Annotated in this window: 19 protein-coding genes and 1 tRNA gene; 10 read left to right on the top strand and 10 right to left on the bottom strand. The window is 69.8% G+C overall.

The genetic code is table 11. The features are described 5' to 3' along the window. Positions 1-47: 47 nt before the first annotated feature. Positions 48-1,457 (bottom strand): aminotransferase-like domain-containing protein, encoded by a 1,410-nt coding sequence (locus FHT26_RS06110; RefSeq protein WP_168559646.1) that lies wholly within the window; start codon positions 1,455-1,457, stop codon positions 48-50. 186 nt (positions 1,458-1,643) lie between these two features. Between FHT26_RS06110 and gabT the strand changes: the two genes are divergently transcribed. From gabT to FHT26_RS06075, 7 genes are read left to right on the top strand one after another with little or no spacing between them, the layout of a single operon-like run. Further along, a complete protein-coding gene (gene gabT / locus FHT26_RS06105) occupies positions 1,644-2,936 on the top strand; it encodes a 4-aminobutyrate--2-oxoglutarate transaminase (protein ID WP_168559278.1) in 1,293 nt (430 codons plus the stop codon). 11 nt (positions 2,937-2,947) lie between these two features. Then, entirely contained in the window at positions 2,948-4,111 is a 1,164-nt protein-coding gene (locus tag FHT26_RS06100) for an ABC transporter ATP-binding protein (protein ID WP_168559277.1), read from the top strand. 38 nt (positions 4,112-4,149) lie between these two features. Beyond that, positions 4,150-5,175, top strand: coding sequence for an ABC transporter substrate-binding protein (locus FHT26_RS06095; protein ID WP_168559276.1), 1,026 nt, complete (start codon positions 4,150-4,152; stop codon positions 5,173-5,175). Beyond that, positions 5,172-6,395: an ABC transporter permease gene (locus FHT26_RS06090; protein WP_349238099.1), complete on the top strand. Its 1,224-nt coding sequence runs from the start codon at positions 5,172-5,174 to the stop codon at positions 6,393-6,395. The genes FHT26_RS06095 and FHT26_RS06090 overlap by 4 nt, the downstream gene beginning before the upstream one ends. Beyond that, positions 6,392-7,213 carry an ABC transporter permease gene (locus tag FHT26_RS06085; protein WP_168559274.1) on the top strand — a complete coding sequence of 274 codons (822 nt, stop codon included), beginning with the start codon at positions 6,392-6,394 and terminating at the stop codon, positions 7,211-7,213. Before FHT26_RS06090 ends, FHT26_RS06085 begins: the two co-directional genes overlap by 4 nt. Then, positions 7,210-8,160, top strand: coding sequence for an agmatinase (gene speB, locus FHT26_RS06080; protein WP_168559273.1), 951 nt, complete (start codon positions 7,210-7,212; stop codon positions 8,158-8,160). Before FHT26_RS06085 ends, speB begins: the two co-directional genes overlap by 4 nt. Positions 8,161-8,180: 20 nt before the next feature. After that, a complete protein-coding gene (locus FHT26_RS06075; protein ID WP_168559272.1) occupies positions 8,181-9,653 on the top strand; it encodes an NAD-dependent succinate-semialdehyde dehydrogenase in 1,473 nt (490 codons plus the stop codon). 17 nt (positions 9,654-9,670) lie between these two features. On the opposite strand, the gene FHT26_RS06070 is transcribed toward FHT26_RS06075, so the two are convergent. After that, positions 9,671-11,026, bottom strand: a complete 1,356-nt coding sequence (locus tag FHT26_RS06070; RefSeq protein ID WP_168559271.1) for a GGDEF domain-containing protein — start codon at positions 11,024-11,026, stop codon at positions 9,671-9,673. Between the two features lie 255 nt (positions 11,027-11,281). Here FHT26_RS06070 and FHT26_RS06065 point away from each other — a divergent pair, with 255 nt between their 5' ends. Next, a complete protein-coding gene (locus FHT26_RS06065) occupies positions 11,282-12,409 on the top strand; it encodes a 3-deoxy-7-phosphoheptulonate synthase (RefSeq protein ID WP_168559270.1) in 1,128 nt (375 codons plus the stop codon). Positions 12,410-12,431: 22 nt separating this feature from the next. Here the strand turns inward: FHT26_RS06065 and FHT26_RS29485 are convergent, their stop codons facing one another. The 4 genes from FHT26_RS29485 to FHT26_RS06045 form a co-directional block, all read right to left on the bottom strand. Continuing rightward, positions 12,432-12,596, bottom strand: a complete 165-nt coding sequence (locus tag FHT26_RS29485) for a hypothetical protein (protein ID WP_210427273.1) — start codon at positions 12,594-12,596, stop codon at positions 12,432-12,434. Next, entirely contained in the window at positions 12,593-13,054 is a 462-nt protein-coding gene (locus FHT26_RS06055) for a hypothetical protein (protein WP_168559269.1), read from the bottom strand. Before FHT26_RS06055 ends, FHT26_RS29485 begins: the two co-directional genes overlap by 4 nt. Before the next feature lie 28 nt (positions 13,055-13,082). Beyond that, positions 13,083-15,587 (bottom strand): ATP-binding protein, encoded by a 2,505-nt coding sequence (locus FHT26_RS06050; protein ID WP_168559268.1) that lies wholly within the window; start codon positions 15,585-15,587, stop codon positions 13,083-13,085. Between the two features lie 226 nt (positions 15,588-15,813). Then, a tRNA-Gly gene (locus FHT26_RS06045) sits at positions 15,814-15,887 on the bottom strand. 73 nt (positions 15,888-15,960) lie between these two features. On the opposite strand from FHT26_RS06045, the gene trmB reads away from it, so the two are divergent. Further along, a complete protein-coding gene (gene trmB / locus FHT26_RS06040) occupies positions 15,961-16,668 on the top strand; it encodes a tRNA (guanosine(46)-N7)-methyltransferase TrmB (protein WP_168559267.1) in 708 nt (235 codons plus the stop codon). A 13-nt stretch (positions 16,669-16,681) separates the two neighbouring features. On the opposite strand, the gene FHT26_RS06035 is transcribed toward trmB, so the two are convergent. Both FHT26_RS06035 and apbC read right to left on the bottom strand, forming a co-directional pair. Then, the gene (locus FHT26_RS06035; RefSeq protein ID WP_168559266.1) at positions 16,682-16,930 is read right to left on the bottom strand and encodes a hypothetical protein; all 249 of its coding nucleotides are present in this window, start codon (positions 16,928-16,930) and stop codon (positions 16,682-16,684) included. A 10-nt stretch (positions 16,931-16,940) separates the two neighbouring features. After that, positions 16,941-18,032 carry an iron-sulfur cluster carrier protein ApbC gene (apbC, locus tag FHT26_RS06030; protein ID WP_168559265.1) on the bottom strand — a complete coding sequence of 364 codons (1,092 nt, stop codon included), beginning with the start codon at positions 18,030-18,032 and terminating at the stop codon, positions 16,941-16,943. Positions 18,033-18,133: 101 nt separating this feature from the next. On the opposite strand from apbC, the gene metG reads away from it, so the two are divergent. Beyond that, the gene (gene metG, locus FHT26_RS06025) at positions 18,134-20,179 is read left to right on the top strand and encodes a methionine--tRNA ligase (protein ID WP_168559264.1); all 2,046 of its coding nucleotides are present in this window, start codon (positions 18,134-18,136) and stop codon (positions 20,177-20,179) included. A gap of 27 nt (positions 20,180-20,206) precedes the next feature. On the opposite strand, the gene FHT26_RS06020 is transcribed toward metG, so the two are convergent. Together FHT26_RS06020 and FHT26_RS06015 are read right to left on the bottom strand one after the other, a co-directional pair. After that, positions 20,207-20,755: a hypothetical protein gene (locus FHT26_RS06020; protein ID WP_168559263.1), complete on the bottom strand. Its 549-nt coding sequence runs from the start codon at positions 20,753-20,755 to the stop codon at positions 20,207-20,209. 128 nt (positions 20,756-20,883) lie between these two features. Further along, the gene (locus FHT26_RS06015) at positions 20,884-21,636 is read right to left on the bottom strand and encodes a fused MFS/spermidine synthase (protein ID WP_168559262.1); all 753 of its coding nucleotides are present in this window, start codon (positions 21,634-21,636) and stop codon (positions 20,884-20,886) included. Positions 21,637-21,680: the final 44 nt, after the last annotated feature.

Here is a 21,680-nt window from a genome sequence, read left to right as displayed (position 1 = left end):
GCCCGCGCCTTCGCTCGCGCAGATCGCGCCAGGATCGCAGACAGAACCTACGCGGCTTCCTGGAGCCGGATCTGCGCCGCCAGGAAGCGGTACAAGCGCTCGTCGTCGCTGAAGGCGACATTGAAGCGCAGCCAGCCGGTCGGCCGCGGCTCGACCAGGAACAGCTGGCCGGGCCCGAGCATGATGCCGTCGCCTACCGCCTGCTGCGACAGCTCGGCGCCGTCGGTCAGGTCCGGGTGCCGCGCCCACAGGTACATGCCCGCCTTCGGCTCGCCGAACAGCTCGAAGCCCAGGCCGGTGAGCCGCTGGGCGATCCGGCCATGCGCATCGGCCAGCCGGTCGCGCACCGACTTCAGGTGCTTGCGCCAGCGCCCCTCGGTCAGCGCGCCGAAGGCCAGCCGCTCGGTGATGTCGGACGAGGTCAGCCCCGACACCATCTTCAGCTGCGCCAGCTCGTCCAGCAGGTCCGGCCGCGCGACGACGTGGCCGACGCGGATGTTCGGCGAGATCGTCTTCGAGAAACTGCCGACGTAGACCACCCGGCGCAGCTGGTCCAGGCTCGCGAGCGACGGCCGCGGCTCCGGGTCCATGTCGGCGCAGATGTCGTTCTCGACCAGGGTCAGGTCGTGCGCCTCGGCCAGCTGCAGCAGCCGGTACAGCTGGGCCAGCGGCGTCACCGAACCGGTCGGGCTCTGCAGCCGCGGCTGCGTGAAGAAGACCTTCGGCCGGTGCTCGGCCAGCAGGGCCTCCAGCGCCTGCAGGTCGTAGCCGGCGGGCGTGCGCGGCACGCCGATCAGCCGCGCCCCCAGGAAACGCAGCATGAACATCAGGTTCGGGTAGCCGGGGTCGTCGACCAGCACCGGATCGCCAGGCTTGAGCAGCCGGCGCGCCACCAGGTCGAGCGCCTGGCTGGAACCCTGGGTCAGCAGCACCTGCTCGGCGCTGACCGCGATCTGGTGCTCGGCCAGCGACTCGGCCACCAGGATGCGCAGCGCCATGTGCCCGTGCGGCAGCCCGTAGCCGCCCAGCTCGGCCCCGTCGGCGGCCATCTGCCGCAGGCTGCGCCGCACGCCGTCCTCGAACAGCCAGTCGTGCGGCAGCCAGCCGCAGCCGGGCTTCAGCGCCAGGTTGCGGTTCTCGAAGATCTGCTTCAGGTACCACTGCGCGTCGAAGCGCAGGTCGGCCACCGGCTTCGGCCCCGCGCCGGCTGCCGGGCCGTCGCTGCGGCGCTTGACGAAGAAGCCGGCATTCGCGCGCGACACCAGCCAGCCCTGCGCCACCAACCGGTCGTAGGCCTCGACGACGGTGAAGACACTGACGCCGCGCGACGCGGCGAAGGCCCGGATCGAGGGCAGCTTGGCCCCGGGCTTGAGCGACTGGTCCGCGATCATGCGGCGGAAACCATCGACGATCTGGCCGACCAGCGGCATCGGGGAGTTCGGGTTCAGCGTGAACATCGGCGTGGCAGGGCTGGGCGGTACTTCCTGGTGCACGGCTGCGTGCCGGTGCACCGATTAGGGCTTGCATGTACAGGCCCCCCGGCCAGCACAGTACACCGAATCGCCGCACTGTCTGTACATGGCGGCCCCCGGACGCCGTCCCTACAGTCCGCCGATCGCATTTTCCTGACACGGGTGAAACGCATGCAACGCGAAGCCGACCTGACCAACGCCGCCCTGATGGCCCGCCGCCACGCTGCAATCGCCCGCGGTGTCGGCCAGGCGCACCCGATATTCGTCAGCCGCGGCCGCAACGCCGAGGTCTGGGACGTCGAGGGGCGGCGCTACATCGACTTCGCCGGCGGCATCGCGGTGCTGAACACCGGCCACGGCCATCCGGACGTGATCGCCGCGGTGAAGGCGCAGCTCGACCGCTTCACCCACACCTGCTTCCAGGTGCTGGCCTACGAACCCTATGTCGAGCTGGCCGAGCGGCTGAACGCGCTGGCCCCCGGCGCGTTCGCGAAGAAATCGCTGTTCCTCACCACCGGCGCCGAGGCGGTGGAGAACGCCGTCAAGATCGCCCGCTCGTTCACCGGCCGGCCCGGGGTCATCGCCTTCACGGGCGGCTACCACGGCCGCACCATGCTGACGCTCGGCCTGACCGGCAAGGTCGCTCCCTACAAGACCGGCTTCGGACCCTTTCCCGGAGACACCTTCCATGCGCTGTTCCCGAACGCGCTGCACGGGGTCAGCGTCGACGCCGCGCTGCAGTCGGTCGAGACGATCTTCCGGAACGACATCGAGGCGGAGCGGGTCGCCGCCTTCATCGTCGAGCCGGTGCAGGGCGAGGGCGGCTTCCACGTCGCGCCGCCCGAGTTCATCGCCCGGCTGAAGGCGCTGGCCGAGCGCCACGGCATCCTGCTGATCGCCGACGAGGTGCAGACCGGCGCCGGCCGCACCGGCACCTGGTTCGCGAGCGAGCAGTGGCCGGTGGCACCCGACCTGATCACCACCGCCAAGTCGATGGCCGGCGGCTTCCCGATCGCCGGCGTGGTCGGCCGCGCCGAGGTGATGGACGCACCCGGCCCCGGCGGCCTGGGCGGCACCTATGCCGGCTCGCCAATCGGCTGCGCCGCCGCGCTGGCGGTGCTGAAGGTGTTCGACGACGAGCAGCTGCTGCAGCGCAGCCGGCGGCTGGGCGAGCGGCTGGTGGCCGGCCTCGCGCGCATCGCCCGGCAGGTGCCGCAGGTGCGCGACGTGCGCGGGCTGGGGGCGATGGTGGCGATCGAGCTCTTCGACGACGGCGACCTCGCGAAGCCGGCTGCCGAGCTGACCCGCCGGGTGGTCGCCGAGGCCGCGCGGCGCGGGCTCATACTGCTGTCCTGCGGCACCCACGGCAACGTGATCCGCGTGCTGGTGCCGCTGACGGCCGAGGACGCGCTGGTCGACGAAGGCCTGCAGCTGCTGGCCGACAGTTTCGCCGCTTTGCGTTGAACGAGGTGCGCATGCCCGTGTTGTCCGAGCCCTCCCCCGCCCCGGCCTCCCGGCCGGCGGCCGCCGTGCAGGGTGCGCCGGCCGAGCCGCTGGTGCGCTTTCGCGGCGTGCAGAAGACGTACGACGGCAGCCACCTGGTGGTGCGCCAGCTCGACCTGGACATCCGCCGCGGCGAGTTCCTGACCCTGCTCGGGCCGTCCGGCTCGGGCAAGACGACGACGCTGATGATGCTGGCCGGCTTCGAGTCGCCGACCGCCGGCGACATCCTGCTCGACGGCAGGCCGATCACGCGCACGCCACCGCACAAGCGGCACTTCGGCATGGTGTTCCAGAACTACGCGCTGTTCCCTCACCTGACGGTCGGGCAGAACGTGGCCTATCCGCTGACGGTGCGCGGGCTGTCGCGCGACGAGCAGGCGCGCCGGGTCGCGAAGGCGCTGGACATGGTGCGGCTGAACGGCCTGGCCGACCGTTCCCCGGCGCAGCTCTCGGGCGGCCAGCAGCAGCGCGTCGCGCTGGCGCGGGCGCTGGTGTTCGAACCGCAGCTGGTGCTGATGGACGAGCCGCTGGGCGCGCTCGACAAGCAGCTGCGCGAGCACATGCAGATCGAGCTGAAGGAGCTGCACCGCCAGCTCGGCATCACCTTCGTCTACGTCACCCACGACCAGGGCGAGGCGCTGACGATGAGCGACCGCGTGGCCGTCTTCAACGACGGCGAGGTGCAGATGCTGGCACCGGTGGAGGCCATGTACGAGGCGCCCGCGAACCGCTTCGTGGCCGGCTTCATCGGCGACAGCACCGTGGTCCGCGGCACCGTGCGCGCGGCCCCCGTCGACACCGGCGGCGACCGCTGCGGCATGGTGCTCACCGACGGACGGGTGCTGACCGGCGTCAACGTCAACGACGCGGCGGTCGGCACCGCGGTCGAGGCCTGCGTCCGGCCGGAGCGCATCCTGCTGCACACGGCCGCGCCGGCCGAGCGCGGCAACCTGCTGCAGGCGCGCATCGCCAGCGTCATCTACTACGGCGACCACCTGCGGCTGCTGTGCACGCTCGGCGAGGGCCAGGCCGCGGCGACGGTGAAGCTGCCGCTGTCGGGCGGCACGCCGCCGCAGGCCGGCGACGCCGCCTGGCTGGAGCTGCCGCCCGAGCACACCCGGATCTACACCGCCTGATTCCCTTCCCACCTCCCCACCCCCAGAGGACCCACGTCATGAAGAAGAGCATCCTGAGCATCGCGCTGGCCGCCGGCCTGGCGCTGCCCGCCTTCGCGCAGCAGATCACCGTCGTCAACTTCGGCGGCGCGAACGCGAATGCGCAGAAGAAGGCCTACTACGAGCCCTTCGAGAAGACCGGCACCAAGGTCGTGCCGGTCGAATACAACGGCGAGCAGGCCAAGATCAAGGCCATGGTCGAGACGAAGAAGGTGAGCTGGGACGTGGTCGAGGTCGAATCGCCCGACGTGGCGCGCGGCTGCGACGAGGGGCTGTTCGAGAAGCTCGACTACAGCAAGCTGGGCGGCAAGGCCGACCTGCTGCCGGCGGCCGTCAGCGAGTGCGGCATCGGCATCTTCGTCTGGTCCACGGTGATGGCCTACAACGGCGACAAGCTGAAGGGCACGCCCGCCAGCTGGGCCGATTTCTGGGACCTGAAGAAATTCCCGGGCAAGCGCGGCATGCGCAAGGGGGCGCGCTACAACCTCGAGTTCGCGCTGATGGCCGACGGCGTCAAGTCGGCCGACGTGTACAAGGTGCTGGCGACCAAGGACGGCGCCGAGCGTGCCTTCAAGAAGCTGACCGAGCTGAAGCCGAGCATCCAGTGGTGGGAAGCCGGCGCGCAGCCGCCGCAGTTCCTGGTGGCCGGCGACGTGGCGCTGACGACGGTCTACAACGGCCGCATCGATGCCGCCAACCGCGAAGGCAGGAACCTGAAGATCACCTGGACCGGGGGCATCTACGACCTGGACTACTGGGTGGTCCCGAAGGGCACGCCGAACAAGGACGCGGCGATGAAGTTCATCGCCTTCGCGAGCACGCCGCAGGCGCAGGCCGAGTACGCGAAGAACATCGCCTACGGCCCGACCAACACCAAGGCCCTCGCCCAGCTGGATGCCAAGGTGCTGGGCAACCTGCCGACCGCGCCGGCGAACTCGAAGGATGCGCTGCAGTTCAACCTGAAGTTCTGGGCCGACCAGGGAGAGGAACTGGAGAAGCGCTTCGCCTCGTGGGCGGCCCAGTGACGACCAGCGCGCTGGGCCGGCAACTGGCGCGCGCCGACCGGCGGCGCAAGCTGCGGGCGTTCTCGCTCACGCTGCCGCTGCTGGCGTTCCTGCTGCTGACCTTCCTGGTGCCGATCGCCGCGCTGCTCAAGCGCGCGGTCGAGAACCCGGAGGTCGCGACCGCCCTGCCGCGCACCGTGGCCGCCCTGGGCGGCTGGGACCGCCAGGGCGTGCCGGCGCCCGAGGCCTTCGCCGCGCTGCTGGCCGACCTCGGCAGCCTGCCCGACAGCGCCGACGCCGGCGCCGTGGCGCGGCGGCTGAACACCGACGCCGCCGGCGCCCGCTCGCTGCTGATGGGCACCTACCGCGCGCTGCCGCTGGACGGCGCGACCGATGCCGCCGCGGCCCGGGCCCGCCTGCTCGCGCTGGACGAGCGCTGGGCCGAGCCGCGCTACTGGCAGGCGATCGCCAAGAACGGCTCGCGCTGGACGCCCGACTACCTGCTGGCCGCCGTCGACCTGCGCCGCGACGCCGCCGGCCAGGTCGAGCGCGTGCCCGAGGACCAGCGCGCCTTCGCCCGCATCCTGGGCCGCACCTTCGCGATCAGCGCCGTCGTCACGCTGTGCTGCCTGCTGCTGGGCTATCCGCTCGCCTGGTGGCTGTCGACGCTGCCGGCGCGCCGCGCCAACGTGCTGATGATCCTGGTGCTGGTGCCGTTCTGGACCTCGATCCTGGTGCGCGTCGCCGCCTGGATCGTGCTGCTGCAGTCGCAGGGCCTGGTGAACCGCAGCCTGATGGGCCTGGGCCTGGTCGACGAGCCGCTGCCGCTGCTGTTCAATCGCCTGGGCGTCGTCATCGCGATGACCCACATCCTGCTGCCCTTCATGATCCTGCCGCTGTACAGCGTGATGAAGAGCGTGCCCGCCACCTACGTGCGCGCCGCGGTGTCGCTGGGCAGCCCGCCGCTGGCCGCCTTCTTTCGCGTCTACGTGCCGCAGACCTTCCCCGGCGTCGGCGCCGGCGCGCTGCTGGTGTTCATCCTGTCGATCGGCTACTACGTGACGCCGGCCCTGCTGGGCGGTGCGGACGACCAGATGCTGAGCTACTACATCGCCCAGTACACCAACGTGAACATCAATTGGGGCATGGCCTGCGGGTTGGGGGCTTTGCTGCTCTCGGCAACGCTGGTTCTGTATGCCGTGTACCGTCGCATCGTCAAATCGGAATTGAGCCTGGGATGAAGCTCGCCCTGCCTGTGTTCCCCGCCTACGCCACGCCGCTCGACAAGGCCGGCTGGTGGGCCGTGCGCGTCGCCTGCATCGGCGTGCTGGCCTTCCTGCTGCTGCCGATCCTGGTGATCATGCCGCTGTCGTTCAGCGACAGCTCCTTCCTCGCCTACCCGATCCCCGGCTGGTCGCTGAAGTGGTACCAGAACCTGTTCACCTCGCCCGAATGGGCACGCGCCGCGAAGAACAGCTTCATCGTCGCGCCGGCCGCCACGCTGATCGCCACCGTGCTGGGCACGCTGGCGGCGGTCGGCCTCGCGCGCACCGACTTCCCGTTCAAGGGCCTGCTGATGAGCCTGCTGATCGCGCCGATGGTGGTGCCGATCGTCGTGGTCGGCGTCAGCACCTACCTGTTCTTCGCCCAGGCCGGCCTGGCCGACAGCTACACCGCGCTGATCATCGTGCATGCCGCGCTCGGCGCGCCCTTCGTGCTGACCACCGTGCTGGCCACGCTGCAGGGCTTCAACAACAACCTGGTGCGCGCCAGCCTGAGCCTGGGCGAGAGCCCGCTGCGTACCTTCTTCCGCATCACGCTGCCGGTGATCGCGCCGGGCGTGATCTCCGGAGCGCTGTTCGCCTTCGCGACCTCGTTCGACGAGGTCGTGGTGACACTGTTCCTCGCCGGCCCGGAGCAGGTGACGCTGCCGCGCCAGATGTTCACCGGCATCCGCGAGAACATCACGCCGACGATCGCCGCGGTGGCGACGCTGCTGATCCTCTTCACCACCGCGCTGCTGCTCGCGCTGGAGTGGCTGCGGGGGCGCAAGCGATGACGGCGCTGAACCAGCCGATGGGCGGCAACGCGATGCCGCGCTTCGCCGGTCTCGCGACGATGATGCGGCTGCCGGCGGCCAGCTCGGCCCGGGGCCTGGACGCGGCCTTCATCGGCGTGCCGCTGGACATCGGCACCTCGAACCGCGCCGGCGCCCGCTTCGGGCCGCGGCAGATCCGCGCCGAATCGGCCCTGCTGCGGCCGTACAACATGGCGACCGGGGCCGCGCCCTTCGATGCGCTGCAGGTGGCGGACCTCGGCGACGTGCCGGTCAACACCTACTCGCTGGACAAGTCCCTGCCGCTGATCACCGCGTTCTACGACGAGGTGCTGGCCGCCGGCTGCAAGCCGCTGACGCTGGGCGGCGACCACACCATCGCGCTGCCGATCCTGCGCGCGGTCGCGCGCCGGCACGGACCGGTCGCGCTGGTGCACGTCGACGCGCATGCCGACGTCAACGACGAGATGTTCGGCGAGCGGGTCGCCCACGGCACGCCGTTCCGCCGGGCGGTCGAAGAAGGCCTGCTGCAGTGCGACAAGGTCTGGCAGATCGGCCTGCGCGGCACCGGCTATGCGGCCGACGATTTCGACTGGCCGCGCGCCCAGGGCTTCACCGTCGTGCAGGCGCACGAGGTCTGGTACCGCTCGCTCGCGCCGTTGATGGCCGAGGTGCGCGAACGCATCGGGCCGGCGCAGCCGGTCTACATCAGCTTCGACATCGACGGCATCGACCCGTCGTTCGCCGGCGGCACCGGCACGCCCGAGGTCGGCGGCCTGAGCGTGCCGCAGGCGCTGGAGATCATCCGCGGCTGCCACGGGCTGAACGTGATCGGCGGCGACCTGGTCGAGGTCGCGCCACCCTACGACCCGTCCGGCAACACCGCGTTGCTGGGCGCCAACCTGCTGTATGAAATGCTGTGCGTGCTGCCCGGCGTGCCGCGCCGCTGACCGTTGAAGGAACCGACACGATGGACACCTCCCCGCTTTCGACCCTGAAGGACGCGAGCCTGTTGAAGACCGACGCGCTGATCGGCGGCGAATGGGTCGCCGGCCAGGCTCGCTTCGACGTCAACGACCCGGCCACCAGCCTGAAGCTGGTCGATGTGGCCAACCTGGGTGCCGCCGAGACGCAGGCCGCGGTGGCCGCCGCGAACCAGGCCTGGCCGGCGTGGCGCGGCAAGACCGCCAAGGAGCGCGCGGCGATCCTGATGAAGTGGTTCCAGCTGCTGATGGCGAATGCCGACGACCTGGCGCGCATCATGACCGCCGAGCAGGGAAAGCCGCTGGCCGAAGCGAAGGGCGAGGTCGGCTACGGCGCCAGCTTCATCGAGTGGTTCGCCGAGGAGTCGCGCCGCGTCTATGGCGAGACCGTGCCGACCACCGACAACGGCAAGCGCTACCTGGTGATCAAGCAGCCGGTCGGCGTCTGCGCGGCGATCACGCCGTGGAACTTCCCGATCGCGATGATCACCCGCAAGGTCGCGCCGGCGCTGGCCGCTGGCTGCCCGGTGGTGATCAAGCCGGCCGAGCAGACGCCGCTGTCGGCGCTGGCGGTGGCCGAGCTGGCGCAGCGCGCCGGCATGCCGCCGGGCGTGCTGAACGTCGTCACTTCCGACGGCGAACAGTCGATCGCGGTCGGCAAGGTGCTGTGCGAGAGCGACCTGGTGCGCCACCTGTCGTTCACCGGCTCGACCGAGGTCGGCCGCATCCTGATGAAGCAGTGCGCGCCCACCATCAAGAAGCTGTCGCTGGAGCTCGGCGGCAATGCGCCGTTCATCGTGTTCGACGATGCCGACCTCGACAGCGCGGTCGAAGGCGCGCTGGCCAGCAAGTACCGCAACGCCGGCCAGACCTGCGTCTGCGCGAACCGGCTGATCGTGCAGGACGGCGTGTACGACGCGTTCGTCGCGAAGCTGGCCGAGAAGACGAAGACCATCCGGGTCGGCAACGGCTTCGACGCCGGCGTGACGCAGGGGCCGATGATCGACGACGCGGCGATCGAGAAGATCGAGCGGCACGTGGCCGATGCGACCGCGAAGGGCGCGACGCTGGTGACCGGCGGGCACCGCTTCGGCACCCGCTTCTTCGAGCCGACGGTGCTGTCGAACGCGACCTCCGGGATGCTGTGCGCGCGCGAGGAGACGTTCGGCCCGGTGGCGCCGGTGTTCCGCTTCAAGACCGAGGCCGAGGCGATCGCGATGGCGAACGACACCGAATTCGGGCTCGCCAGCTACTTCTACAGCCGCGACATCGGCCGCATCTTCCGCGTCGGCGAGGCGCTGGAGTACGGCATGGTTGGCATCAACACCGGGCTGATCTCGACCGCCGAGGTGCCGTTCGGCGGCGTGAAGCAATCGGGGCTCGGGCGCGAGGGCTCGCACCACGGCATCGACGACTACGTCGAGGTGAAGTACCTGTGCCTGGGGGACATCCAGAAATAGGACTGGGGCCCGCTCGCTCAGTCGTTCGCCGCGCCCTGCGGCCCGTAGGCCCCCGCCAGCGCCGCGGCGGCCGCATGGCGCAGCAGGTCGTCGGGCTGTTGCCCGTCCTGCGGGAACTGCGCGACGCCGACATGCGCCTTCACGCCCACCGTGATGCCGGCCACGTTGAACGGATCGCGCAGCACGCGCACCAGCTTGTCGACGACGCGCTGCGCATCGGCCGGCGATTCGGTGGACGGCAGCAGCACCGCGAACACGTCGGCGCCGAGCGATGCCACCACGTCGCTGGCGCGCACCCCGCCGCGCAGCCGCACCGCGACCTTGCGGCGCACCACGTTGGCCGATTCCAGCCCGTGCGCGGCCTCGATGGCCTGGAAGCCGTCCATGCGGAACACCAGCAGGCTGACCGGCGCCGGTTCGCGCTCGCGCAGCGCCAGCACCTGGCTCAGGTGCTCGATCAGCTGGATGCGGTTCGGCAGGCCGGTCGTCAGGTCGGTGGCGTAGGCCTTGCGCGCCTCGCGCTCGCTGGCCTTGCGCGCGGCCGCCAGCCGCAGCCGCTGCGCGAGCGAGCCGAGGTCGGCGTGGAACACGATGTCCTGCACGCCCGCCTCGACCAGGCGATGCGCCTGCTCGTCGGCCAGCGCGGGCGCCAGCACCACCAGCGCCGCGTCGGCCGTGGCCACCGCGAGCGCCGGCCAGCCCAGCACCACGTCGGCCGCATCGGCGCCGAGCGCGAGCACGATCACCTCGGAATGGGCCTCGCGGGCCTCCTGGCAGTCGAGGCCGGCGGCCGTTCGGACATCGAAACCGGCCCCCAGCCGGCTTTGCAGCACGGCCGACGCGATGTCGGCATCGGACGGCTGGGCGTCGATCCACAGCACGCGGCAAAGGGCTTGGTTCATCGAGCGTCGCCTCCGGACTTCGTTGAGCCGCAGTTTAGCGAGCGAGATCGCTTTCGTGCGCGTGGCCGCGGGCGCGCCGCGCTGGTGGGAGGCGCGCGCCGCGGCCATCGCGGTGGCCTGCGCCGCCACGCTGTCGAGCAGCGCCAGCACCTGGGCATCGTCGCCCGTCTCCAGCAGGTGGTCGACCCAGACGGTGAGGTGGCCGAGATCGGCGCTGATGTGCAGCGGACCGCCGCCGGCCGCGTCGCCGAGCACCACGTCGGCCGGCGACATCGCGAGCAGGCTGTCGTCGTACTCGGTGACCTCGCCCGGCAGCGCCGCGGCGATGGTCAGCAGGCCGTCCTCGCTGACCTCGAGGAACATGCGGATGTCGCCTTCCAGCATGAACTCGCTGATCCGGCATTCGCCGGGCGCGGGGCGGTCCAGCCCCAGGTGCCCCATCAAGTCCCTGCCGGCGATTTCGTCGTCCATGCCATCCACCATCGCGTTTCCCTTCGTCGCCGCCATCGATGGCAGCCCAGCAGGGTACGCAGCGAACGCGGCCGGTTCGGGACCGGACGGATGGACTGCGAGGCGCAGGAACAGGGTGGATGCGTGAAGCAATGCTCGGCGCAGCGCCCACCGCCGGTGAGCGCCCGGGACACGCGGTTTCATGAAATGATCGCCAGGCTCTCGCCGCCCTTCTCGCCGCCCTGCCGGCGCATCGACATCGGAACCCTCGAACGAATGAACACCGCACCGGCCCGGAACGACGAACCCTCGATCGTCGACGTCACGCGCACCGACGACACCCGCATCGGCGCCGTGCGTGCCCTGATCAGCCCGGCGTTGCTGCTGGAAGAGCAGCCGGCCCCGGAGCGGGCGCTGGAGGTGGTGGCCCGCGCGCGGCAGCAGATCGGCGACGTGCTGCACGGCCGCGACGACCGGTTGCTGGTGGTGGTGGGCCCATGCTCGATCCACGACCATGACCAGGCGATGGACTATGCCCGGCGGCTGTCGGCCGTCCGCGATGAACTGCGCAGCGACCTGCTTGTCGTCATGCGCGTCTACTTCGAGAAGCCGCGCACCACGGTCGGCTGGAAGGGGTACATCAACGACCCGCGCCTGGACGGCAGTTTCCACATGAACGAGGGCCTGCGCCTCGCCCGCCAGTTGCTGCTGGACGTGAACGGCCTGGGCCTGCCGGCCGGCACCGAGTTCCTGGACCTGCTGTCCCCGCAATACATCTCCGACCTGATCGCCTGGGGCGCCATCGGCGCGCGCACCACCGAGAGCCAGAGCCACCGCCAGCTCGCGTCGGGGCTGTCGTGCCCGGTCGGCTTCAAGAACGGAACCGACGGCGGGATCAAGGTCGCGAGCGACGCCGTGCTGGCCGCGCGTTCCGCGCACGCGTTCATGGGCATGACCAAGATGGGCATGGCGGCGATCTTCGAGACGCGCGGCAACGAGGATTGCCACGTCATCCTGCGCGGCGGCAAGGTCCCGAACTACGACGCGGCCTCCGTCAACGCGGCCTGCGAAGGCCTCGCGGCCTCGGGGCTGCGCGAGCAGGTCATGATCGACTTCTCGCACGCCAACTCCAGCAAGAAGTACGAGCGCCAGATCGACGTCGGCCGCGACGTGGCCGGCCAGATCGCCGGCGGCGATGCGCGGATCACCGGCGTGATGATCGAGAGCCACCTGCAGCCGGGCCGGCAGGACCTGCTGGAGGGCCAGACCAAGGCCGACCTCCGACCGGGCGTGTCGATCACCGATGCCTGCCTGGGCTGGACGCAGACGGAACCCCTGCTTCGCGACCTGGCCGCCGCGGTCCGCACCCGACGGGAACTGCGGCACCGGCCCGCTGCGAACTGAAGCGCGGGGCTGCGCGGCGGGCTCAGCCTGCGGCGTTGGCGTGGCGGACGTAGTGGTTGTCGAACTCGCCCTGCTCGACCAGGACGAACCCGTGGCGCTGGTAGAACCGGTTCGACGCGACCTCGGTGGCTTCGCGGAACGCGATGTCCGCCACCGGCCGGTGCGGCGGCGTGGCGTCGCCGTTCACGGGGTACTCCTCTGCAGGATGCCGAACTCGACGGCGATCTCGCTCAACGCGACGAACCCGGGGCTCGGCCCTGCATCGTCCCGCGATGGCAGGTGAGCCAGGGCCTGCGACAGCGCGAGCTCCCATTCGCCATGCGCCGACAGCGACCGGCAGGTGCGAAGAACTTCGGGCTCCAACTGCGCCTGAACGGACTCGAGCGCGACGGCCAGGCGCTGCTGCGGGTCGTAGTCCGGCCCCTCTGCGAAGCGGGCCACGACGCCGATGGCCGCCAGCGCGACGATCAGCGATCGTGCCGACGCGGCCGACGGCAGCGACACCTCGGGGTACTGCCGTTCCAGCATTGCGTCGGTGACCTTGCTGGCTTCCGCGAGGCCGAGGCCGCCATGCGCCTGGAGCGCCGCGGTGCAACGGCCCGGCGTTGTGCTCTTCCCGGCATGGAGCAGTTCGACGATGTGCATTTTTCAGAACTGCGCCGAGGGACGCTGGTCAAGGATGGACGGGCAAGGCGCCCGGCGCGTTGGCGGCCGCTTCGTCCATCAGGCGAGCGACATCGGCCAGGAAGCGGTCCACCGACAGCGGCTTGGTCCAGTACTCGTCGGCGCCGAGCTGGCTGGCGCGCGCGACTTCTTCCGGCATCGCGCTGGCGGACAGGGCCACCACGCGCAGGCGGCAGGTCGATGCGTCCGCCTTCACGCGGCGCAGGACTTCCTCTCCCTCGATGTCCGGCAGCTGCATGTCCAGCAGCAGCAGGTCGGGCTGCAGGCTGCGGGCCAGCGCCAGGCCGCTCTCACCGTCGTGCGCGCGAACGAAACGCAGGTCGACCCAGCGGGCCAGGATCTGCTCGACGAGGAGCGCATTGACGTCGTTGTCCTCGACGTACAGCACCGTGCCCCGCGGCGCCGCCGGCGCGGCCTGCGGCAGCGGACGTTCCGGCGCGCGCGGCACCGGCTCGACCCGCGGCAGCGACACGCTCGCGCACGTGCCGGCGCCGAGCCGGCTGTCGATGTGGATGTCGCCTTGCATCAGCCGCAGAAGCTGGCGGGTGAGGGCCAGCCCGATGCCGGCTCCTTCGACGGCCCCGCGCTCGCGCCCGAGCCGGTTGAACGGCTCGTACAGGTGGGAGAGCTGGTCCTGCGTCATCCCGAGCCCGGTGTCCGTGACCAGCACGCGGACCCATTCGGCTTCCACGCGCAGCGAGACGTTCACGACCCCGCCCGGCCGGTTGTACTTCACCGCATTGGAGAGCAGGTTCAGGACGACCTGGCGCAGCCGCGTCGGATCGGCGTGCACCGCGACCGGCGCGCACTCGCCGTATTCCGCCACCAGCGACACCGCCCGGGCGTCGGCGGCGCCGCGCGTCATCTGCATCGCTTCGTCGAGCACGGGCAGCAGCGCGAGCGGCTCCGCCTGGACAGCGAGGTGGCCGGTCTCGATCCGCGAGACGTCGAGCACGTCGTTGATGAGCGTCAGCAGGTGCCACCCCGCCTGTTGCAGCAGGTCGAGTTGCGCCAGCTCCTGCGACGTGAGGCGCTCCCGCGCCCCCTGGCGCAGCAGTTCGGCGAAGCCCAGCACGGCGTTGAGCGGCGTGCGCAGTTCGTGGCTCATTCGCGACAGGAACTCGGTCTTGGCGCGGCTCGCCGATTCGGCACGGGCCAGCGCTTCGCGCACCTGCTGGGCCTCGTGCAGGTCGGTGATGTCGAGGCTCATCACGAGCAGGCAGGCCTCGCCCATGTAGTCGATCGGCTCGGCGTTGAAGAGCTCATGGGTCGGCCGGGCATCGCCGCGGTGCACGCGCATCATGCGGTTGCGCACCCGGCCGTGGCGCTGCAGTTCGGCGTAGAAACCCTCGCGATCCTCGTCGCTCAGCCGGGCCGTCAGCTCGGCGGTCTGGCGTCCGAGGATCTGCTCGCGCGTCATCCCGATGGCGGCGCAGCAGGTGTCGTTCGCCGCGAGCACGCGACGCTGCGCGATGGACAGGATCGTCGACGCGACGGGCGCGGCATTGAACAGCAGCTGGAAGCGCTCGAGGCCGGCCTGCACCTCGCGCTGCGCGCGCTCGCGTTCGTGCTCGCGGTCGATGGCATCGAGCGCGAGCGAGATGTCGCCGACCAGCTTGTCGAGCAGCTTCATCAACGGATCGTCGAAGAAGCCGGTCTGCCCCGCAGCCAGCATCAGCACCCCGTCGACGCCGCCCCGGCGATGAAAAGGCAGCCACGCGAACGCACGCACGCCGTGTGCCACGGCCTGGTCGCGCCACGGCGCCGCCCGCGGGTCGTTCTGGTAGTCGTTGCTCGTGATCGGCAGGCCACTGCGCAGCGCCTGCACCGTGCAGGAGCCCTGCGCCTGGGCGTCGCTGGTGTCCCACGGCTGCGGAATGCCGGCAAGGATCTCGGCCGCCGGCCCGGCGGTGGCGGTACGGTGCGCGAAGACGCCATCGAGCACGTACACGCAGGCGACGCGCGCATGGCCAGCGTCGACGCAGATCTCGCAGATCGCTTCGAACAGCCGGGGGCGGTCCCTGATGCGCGCGATCGCCTGGTTGGTCCGCGACAAGGCGTCATAGAAGTGCGTCATCCGCTGCATCAGCGCCTGCGCCGAGCTGGAGCGCCTGTCTTCGCGCAGCAGGAGAGCTGCCGGCAGCGCCATCGCCAGCGCGAGCGTGGCCGGTCCGAGCGCGGTGCGCCGGATCAGGTCGGCGTCGGCATCGGATCCGGCGGCGAAGCCCAGCCAGCCCGCGCTCGACAGCGCCGCCGCGGCCAACAACGCGTGGCCCGACCCGCGCTCGCGCCAAGCTTGCACGGCGCAGAGCACGCCGAGCGACGCGTCGAGGCATGGAGCCGCCCAGCGTGCGTGCGCCGGCGGAGTGAGCGCAAGGATGAGGGCAGGACCGATCAGCGCTGCCTTCGTCGCGCTGCGCTGGCCGAGGTAGTCGGCGATCGCCCAAGCGATGAGCGCACGTGGCAGCAACACGAACTCCGTCGGCAGCGGCATCGGCCATCCCAGCGTGGTCGCGGCGGCCAGCGCAGATCCGGCTGCGGCCGGCAGCAACCACAGGTGGCGTTTGCGTCGCCAGATGACCCAAAGAAGCGCCGCGACGATGGCAAGCGCGATGGCGACGACTTCTGGCACTCCCGGCGGACGGTACATCGGAGTCCCCCATGACCGGGGCGATGGTAGAGGTCGCCGAGCGGCGTGTACAGCCGGACCGCGGGATCGGTGGAGCGGGTGAAGGGAATCGAACCCTCGTATGAAGCTTGGGAAGCTGCCGTTCTACCATTGAACTACACCCGCAGCGGGGCGGATTCTAGCGCGTGGTCGGGCACAATTCGGCCCCCTGCCCGCACGGCATGCCTGCCGAATTGCCATGACCGCCCCCCCCGACCCCACCGTTCCGCTGCGCGGCATCAAGAGCTTCGTGCTGCGCGCCGGCCGCATGGGCCCCGGCCAGGTGCGCGCGCTCGAGACGCTCGGCCCGCGCTACCTGGTGCCGTTCTCGCCGCAGCGCTTCGACCCGCAGGCCGCGTTCGGTCGCAGCGCGCCGCTGGTGCTGGAAATCGGCTTCGGGATGGGCGACGCGACCGCGGCGATCGCGCAGGCGCTGCCGGGCACCGATTTCCTCGGCGTCGAGGTGCACACGCCCGGCGTCGGCGCGCTGCTGAAGCACATCGGCGAGAAGGAGCTCGCCAACCTGCGCATCGTCCAGCACGACGCGGTCGAGGTGCTGGAGCAGATGATCGCGCCCGGCTCGCTGGCCGGCGTGCACGTGTTCTTTCCGGACCCGTGGCACAAGAAGAAACACAACAAGCGCCGGCTGATCCAGGCGCCGTTCGTCGCGAAGCTTGCCGCGCACCTGGCGCCCGGCGGCTACCTGCATTGCGCGACCGACTGGCAGCCGTATGCCGAGCAGATGCTGGAGGTGCTGTCGGCCGAGCCCACGCTGGCCAACACCGCCGACGGCTACGCGCCGAAGCCCGCGTACCGCCCGCTCACCAAGTTCGAGAACCGCGGCCTGAAACTCGGCCACGGGGTGTGGGACCTGGTGTTCACGAAGATGGAACGCCGTTCGCCCTGAGCCTTCGACAGGCTCAGGGCGAACGGGTGGGTTTTGTCGAGGGCGATACGAACGGGCCCGGATCGACGCAGGCCGCAGGCTTCTTCGCCGCGGCACCCGACGCCGCCGGCCCGTAGCTCGGCGCGCGCCGGCTGGCCTTGCACTGCTCGAAGGCCTGCAGCTTGCGCGCCCACGCGGCACGCGCAGCGCCTTCGTCCTCGGGCGCCGCAGCGCAGGCCGCAGCCGCCAGCCAGGCCATCGCTCCGATCGGCATCCAGCGCATGCGCACCCCCTCAGGTGGTCTTCGAGATCGAGATGGTCGGGAACTTCGACGAGAAGTCCTTGCTCCGTTGCGCGATCTTCGCCGCCATCTGGCGCGCGATCGCCTTGTAGAGCCCCGCGGTCTCGCCGTCGGGATCGCTGACCACCGTCGGCTTGCCCGAATCGGCCTGCTCGCGGATGGACAGTGCCAGCGGCAGCGCGCCCAGGTAGTCCATGCCGAACTCGGCCGCCATCTTCTTGCCGCCGTCGGCCCCGAAGATGTGCTCCACATGGCCGCAGTTGCTGCACACATGCACCGCCATGTTCTCGACGATGCCGAGGATCGGCACGCCGACCTTCTCGAACATCTTGATGCCACGGCGCGCGTCGATCAGCGCGATGTCCTGCGGCGTCGTGACGATCACTGCGCCGGTCAGCGGCACGCGCTGGGACAGCGTCAGCTGGATGTCGCCGGTGCCGGGCGGCATGTCGACGATCAGGTAGTCGAGGTCGCCCCAGTTCGTCTGCCGCAGCAGCTGCTCCAGCGCCTGCGTGGCCATCGGGCCGCGCCAGATCATCGCGTTGTCGCGCTCGACCAGGAAGCCGATCGAGATCACCTCGACACCGTGGTTGCGCATCGGCTCCATCGTCTTGCCGTCGGCACTCTCCGGGCGGCCCTCGAGCCCCATCATCATCGGCTGGCTCGGGCCGTAGATGTCGGCGTCGAGGATGCCGACCTTCGCGCCCTCGGCGGCCAGCGCCAGCGCCAGGTTCGCCGCGGTCGTGCTCTTGCCGACCCCGCCCTTGCCGGACGCCACCGCGACGATGTTCTTCACGTTCGGCAGCAGCTGCACGCCGCGCTGCACCGCGTGGGCGGCGATGCGGGTGGCGATCTGCACGTCGACCCGCCCGATGCCCGGCAGCGTGCGCAGCGCCTGCTGCGCCGTTTCGCGCAGTGCCGCGTGCAGGCTGTTCGCGGGATAGCCGAGCTCCAGCTCGAACGACACGTCGGCGCCGTCGATGCGCAGGTTCTTCACCTGGCGGGCGCCGACGACGTCCTTGCCGGTGAGGGGGTCGTCGACGGCTTGCAGGGCGGCCAGGAGGGCGGATTCGGTGATGGTCATGGCAGGCAGGCGGTGGGCGGCCGGCAGTCTAGCCCACACACCTTCTCCCTCGGGCCAGCGCGCCTAGAATCGACCCTCCCCCGCCGACCCGGACGCCTCCGATGACCCGCAAGCTCTTCGTCACCACCGCCCTGCCGTACGCCAATGCGCCGTTCCACATCGGGCACATGATGGAGTACGTCCAGGCGGACATCTGGGTGCGGTTCCAGCGCATGGTCGGCAACGAGGTCCACTTCGTCTGCGCCGACGACGCCCACGGCGCGCCGATCATGATCGCCGCCGAAAAGGCCGGCAAGACACCGCAGCAGTTCGTCGCCGAGATCGCGGCCGGTCGCAAGCAGTACCTCGACGGCTTCAGCATCGGCTTCGACAACTGGCATTCGACCGACGGCCCCGAGAACCACCGGCTCGCGCAGGAGATCTACCTCGCGCTGCGCAAGGAAGGCCTGATCGCCGAGCGCACGATCGAGCAGTTCTTCGACCCGGTGAAGGCGATGTTCCTGCCCGACCGCTACATCAAGGGCGAATGCCCGCGTTGCGGCACGAAAGACCAGTACGGCGACAGCTGCGAGAACTGCGGCGCCGTCTATGCGCCCACCGAGCTGAAGAACCCGTACTCGGCGCTCAGCGGTGCCACGCCGGTGCTGAAGAGCAGCGCGCACTACTTCTTCCAGCTGTCGTCGCCGCGCTGCATCGAGTTCCTGAAGGACTGGACGCACACGCCCGGGCGCCTGCAGCCCGAGGTGCTGAACAAGATCCGCGAATGGTTCGCGGTCGACGAGCACGGCCACGGCGGCCTGGCCGACTGGGACATCAGCCGCGATGCGCCGTACTTCGGCATCCGCATCCCCGACACCGACGACAAGTACTTCTACGTCTGGCTCGACGCGCCGGTCGGCTACCTGGCGTCGCTGAAGAACTACTTCGACAAGACCGGGCGCGACTTCGACGCGTTCTTCCAGGATCCGGCGGTCGAGCAGGTGCACTTCATCGGCAAGGACATCACCTACTTCCACACGCTGTTCTGGCCGGCGATGCTGCATTTCAGCGGCCGCAAGACGCCGGACCACGTCAACGTGCACGGCTTCATCACCGTCAACGGCGGCGAGAAGATGAGCAAGAGCCGCGGCACCGGCATCTCGCCGCTGAAGTACCTCGAGGTCGGGCTGAACCCGGAATGGCTGCGCTACTACATCGCCGCCAAGCTGAACGCGAAGGTCGAGGACATCGACTTCAACCCCGACGACTTCATCGCCCGCATCAATTCCGACCTGGTCGGCAAGTACATCAACATCGCGAGCCGCGCCGCCGGCTTCCTCAGCAAGCGCTTCGACGGGCGGCTGTCGTCCGACCTGGGCGTCGAGGGCCGTTCGCTGCTCGACGGCCTGCGCAACCACCGCCGCGCGATCGAGGAGCTCTACGAGGAGCGCGAGTACGGCAAGGCGCTGCGCGAGGTGATGCTGCTGGCCGACCGGGTGAACGAATACGTCGACCAGAACAAGCCCTGGGACCTGGCCAAGAAGGCCGGCCAGGAGGCGGTGCTGCACGACGTGTGCAGCACCTGCATCGAGGCCTTCCGCGTGCTGACCATCTACCTGAAGCCGGTGCTGCCGACGCTGGCCGCGCAGGTCGAGGCCTTCCTGAAGCTCGAGCCGATGGTGTTCGCCGATGCGGCGCGCGCGATCGGCGGGCACACGATCGGCGACTACAAGCACCTGATGCAGCGCGTCGACCCGGCGCTGCTCGACAAGCTGCTCGAGCCGCCGGTGATCGAGCTGCCGCCGCCCGGCGGCGAGCCGCTCGCGCCGGAGATCAAGATCGACGATTTCGCGAAGGTCGACCTGCGTATCGCGAAGATCGTCGCCTGCGAAGCGGTCGACGGCAGCGACAAGCTGCTGCGCCTGACGCTGGACGTCGGCGAGGCGAAGACACGCAACGTCTTCAGCGGCATCAAGTCGGCCTACAAACCGGAAGACCTGGTCGGCAAGTTCACCGTGATGGTGGCCAACCTCGCCCCGCGCAAGATGAAGTTCGGGCTCAGCGAAGGGATGGTGCTGGCGGCATCGCATGCCGACGAGAAGGCGCACCCCGGGCTGTACGTGCTGGAGCCGTGGACGGGGGCGACGCCGGGGTTGCGGGTGCGTTGAGCTCGGCTTGACGCCACCTGCGCACGCTCAGCGGAGGACGAGCGGCTCGCACTTGGAAAGTACGGTCTTCCACACGGCAGGGTCTGTCGAGAGCGGTGAGATATTGATCAGATACTTGGCAAATTGAAGGTCTGGTTGGCACGAAGCTTGGCGATTCCCCCTCAATGCAGTGCCGATGCTCTTGTCGGCAGAAGGCACAGCACTTTTCGCAAGGATGTACAACGCTTCGGCTGCTTTCAGGGAAGAGGGGTCTTTGAGCAGCGCTACCGTCCCGGCGCGCAGCCTTCCCGCCGTCTCCAACTCTTTGGGAAGAAAAAGGCACAGCACGCGGGTCATCAGCACGGCCGACTTTTGATAGGGATCCAGGTGATCGACACCCCTGTTCAATGCTTCGGTGATGACGCGCTCGTCGAGGTCACGCTGGGAAGTTTCGGGCTGCTGAAAAACAGTTTGCAGAGTCCCCTTTGCCTTCTCGCTTTCCGTGGCACGACTTGAGGTCTGGGGTTGACTGCCAGTCGTCGCACCCACCGAGGGCCGACGCGGAGATGCTTGCAAAGGCGCTGTTGAATAGCTCAATTTCCACTCCTGAGATGCTGCGATGAAGCGGCTTGCGTTTCAACGCAGAACCGTGGAGTAAGTAACCGCAGCCGGGATTTGATTCCCAGCAAGAGACACGACAGTGGACACACTCCAAACTGCCCCGGTCAGGCAGCCCGGATACCCATCCGCGACACGATGAGCCTGAACGCGTCCGCCAGGGGCGGCCAGCCGGCTGACGCAAGGCCCGGCGGGCATGTCGAGGTGCCCGGCGCCAGCCGCAACGCCACACGGCTCGCGAACACGACGCAATTGCTGCGGTCGTCGTCATGCACCACCAGCGGCTCATGGCCGAAGCTGCGCCCGATGCGCTCCAGCCACACCGGCTGCTCGGCATGGTTGGCATGCAGGTTGGCCGCCAGCACGCCGGTGGGCTGCAGCGCATCGGCACAGTCGTCATAGAAGCGCTGAGAGCACAGCTGCCGCGGCAGGCCGTGGCGGTCGAAGCCGTCGACCAGCAGGGCGTCGTAACGCACCGCCGTCTCGCTGACGAAACGCGCTCCGTCGACCTGCAGCACCGACAGCCGGTCGTCGTCCGGCGGCAGGTGGAACCGGTCGCGCAATGCAATCACCTGGGGGTTGATCTCGGCCACATCGAGCCGCGTGCGGCGCAGGTGGCGGTGGCAGAACTTGGCGATCGAGCCGCCGCCCAGCCCGATCATCGCCACGCGCGTGGGCGCCGCGATGAACATCAGGAAGCCCATCATCAGTTGGGTGTACTGCAGGTCCAGCGCATGCGGGTCCAGCAGGCGCATGCGACTCTGGATCTCTGCATCGGAGAACTGCAGCACCTGCGCATCGAGGGTTGCGCGAACCAGCGGCGGGCTGTCGTCGGCCATCGGGAAATCGGGAGGCGTCATCGGGCGCCGCGCCCTTGTTTGGTTTTTCCCATCATAAGGGGGGA

The sequence above is a fragment of the Rhizobacter sp. SG703 genome (assembly GCF_012275445.1).
GTDB lineage: Bacteria > Pseudomonadota > Gammaproteobacteria > Burkholderiales > Burkholderiaceae_C > Rhizobacter.
The sequence above is the reverse complement of the archived record's forward strand: the minus strand, read 5'-3'. Positions and strand labels throughout refer to the sequence as shown.

Bases quoted from the DNA above. Each gene is read 5' to 3' on its own strand.
- FHT26_RS06110 (WP_168559646.1), bottom strand. From the start codon at position 1,457: ATGTTCACGCTGAACCCGAACTCCCCGATGCCGCTGGTCGGCCAGATC.
- FHT26_RS06015 (WP_168559262.1), bottom strand. From the start codon at position 21,636: ATGACGCCTCCCGATTTCCCGATGGCCGACGACAGCCCGCCGCTGGTT.
- FHT26_RS06035 (WP_168559266.1), bottom strand. From the start codon at position 16,930: ATGCGCTGGATGCCGATCGGAGCGATGGCCTGGCTGGCGGCTGCGGCC.
- FHT26_RS06055 (WP_168559269.1), bottom strand. From the start codon at position 13,054: ATGCACATCGTCGAACTGCTCCATGCCGGGAAGAGCACAACGCCGGGC.
- speB (WP_168559273.1), top strand. From the start codon at position 7,210: ATGACGGCGCTGAACCAGCCGATGGGCGGCAACGCGATGCCGCGCTTC.
- FHT26_RS06100 (WP_168559277.1), top strand. From the start codon at position 2,948: ATGCCCGTGTTGTCCGAGCCCTCCCCCGCCCCGGCCTCCCGGCCGGCG.
- gabT (WP_168559278.1), top strand. From the start codon at position 1,644: ATGCAACGCGAAGCCGACCTGACCAACGCCGCCCTGATGGCCCGCCGC.
- metG (WP_168559264.1), top strand. From the start codon at position 18,134: ATGACCCGCAAGCTCTTCGTCACCACCGCCCTGCCGTACGCCAATGCG.
- FHT26_RS06085 (WP_168559274.1), top strand. From the start codon at position 6,392: ATGAAGCTCGCCCTGCCTGTGTTCCCCGCCTACGCCACGCCGCTCGAC.
- trmB (WP_168559267.1), top strand. From the start codon at position 15,961: ATGACCGCCCCCCCCGACCCCACCGTTCCGCTGCGCGGCATCAAGAGC.
- FHT26_RS06075 (WP_168559272.1), top strand. From the start codon at position 8,181: ATGGACACCTCCCCGCTTTCGACCCTGAAGGACGCGAGCCTGTTGAAG.
- FHT26_RS06070 (WP_168559271.1), bottom strand. From the start codon at position 11,026: ATGGACGACGAAATCGCCGGCAGGGACTTGATGGGGCACCTGGGGCTG.
- FHT26_RS06065 (WP_168559270.1), top strand. From the start codon at position 11,282: ATGAACACCGCACCGGCCCGGAACGACGAACCCTCGATCGTCGACGTC.
- FHT26_RS06095 (WP_168559276.1), top strand. From the start codon at position 4,150: ATGAAGAAGAGCATCCTGAGCATCGCGCTGGCCGCCGGCCTGGCGCTG.
- apbC (WP_168559265.1), bottom strand. From the start codon at position 18,032: ATGACCATCACCGAATCCGCCCTCCTGGCCGCCCTGCAAGCCGTCGAC.
- FHT26_RS06050 (WP_168559268.1), bottom strand. From the start codon at position 15,587: ATGCCGCTGCCGACGGAGTTCGTGTTGCTGCCACGTGCGCTCATCGCT.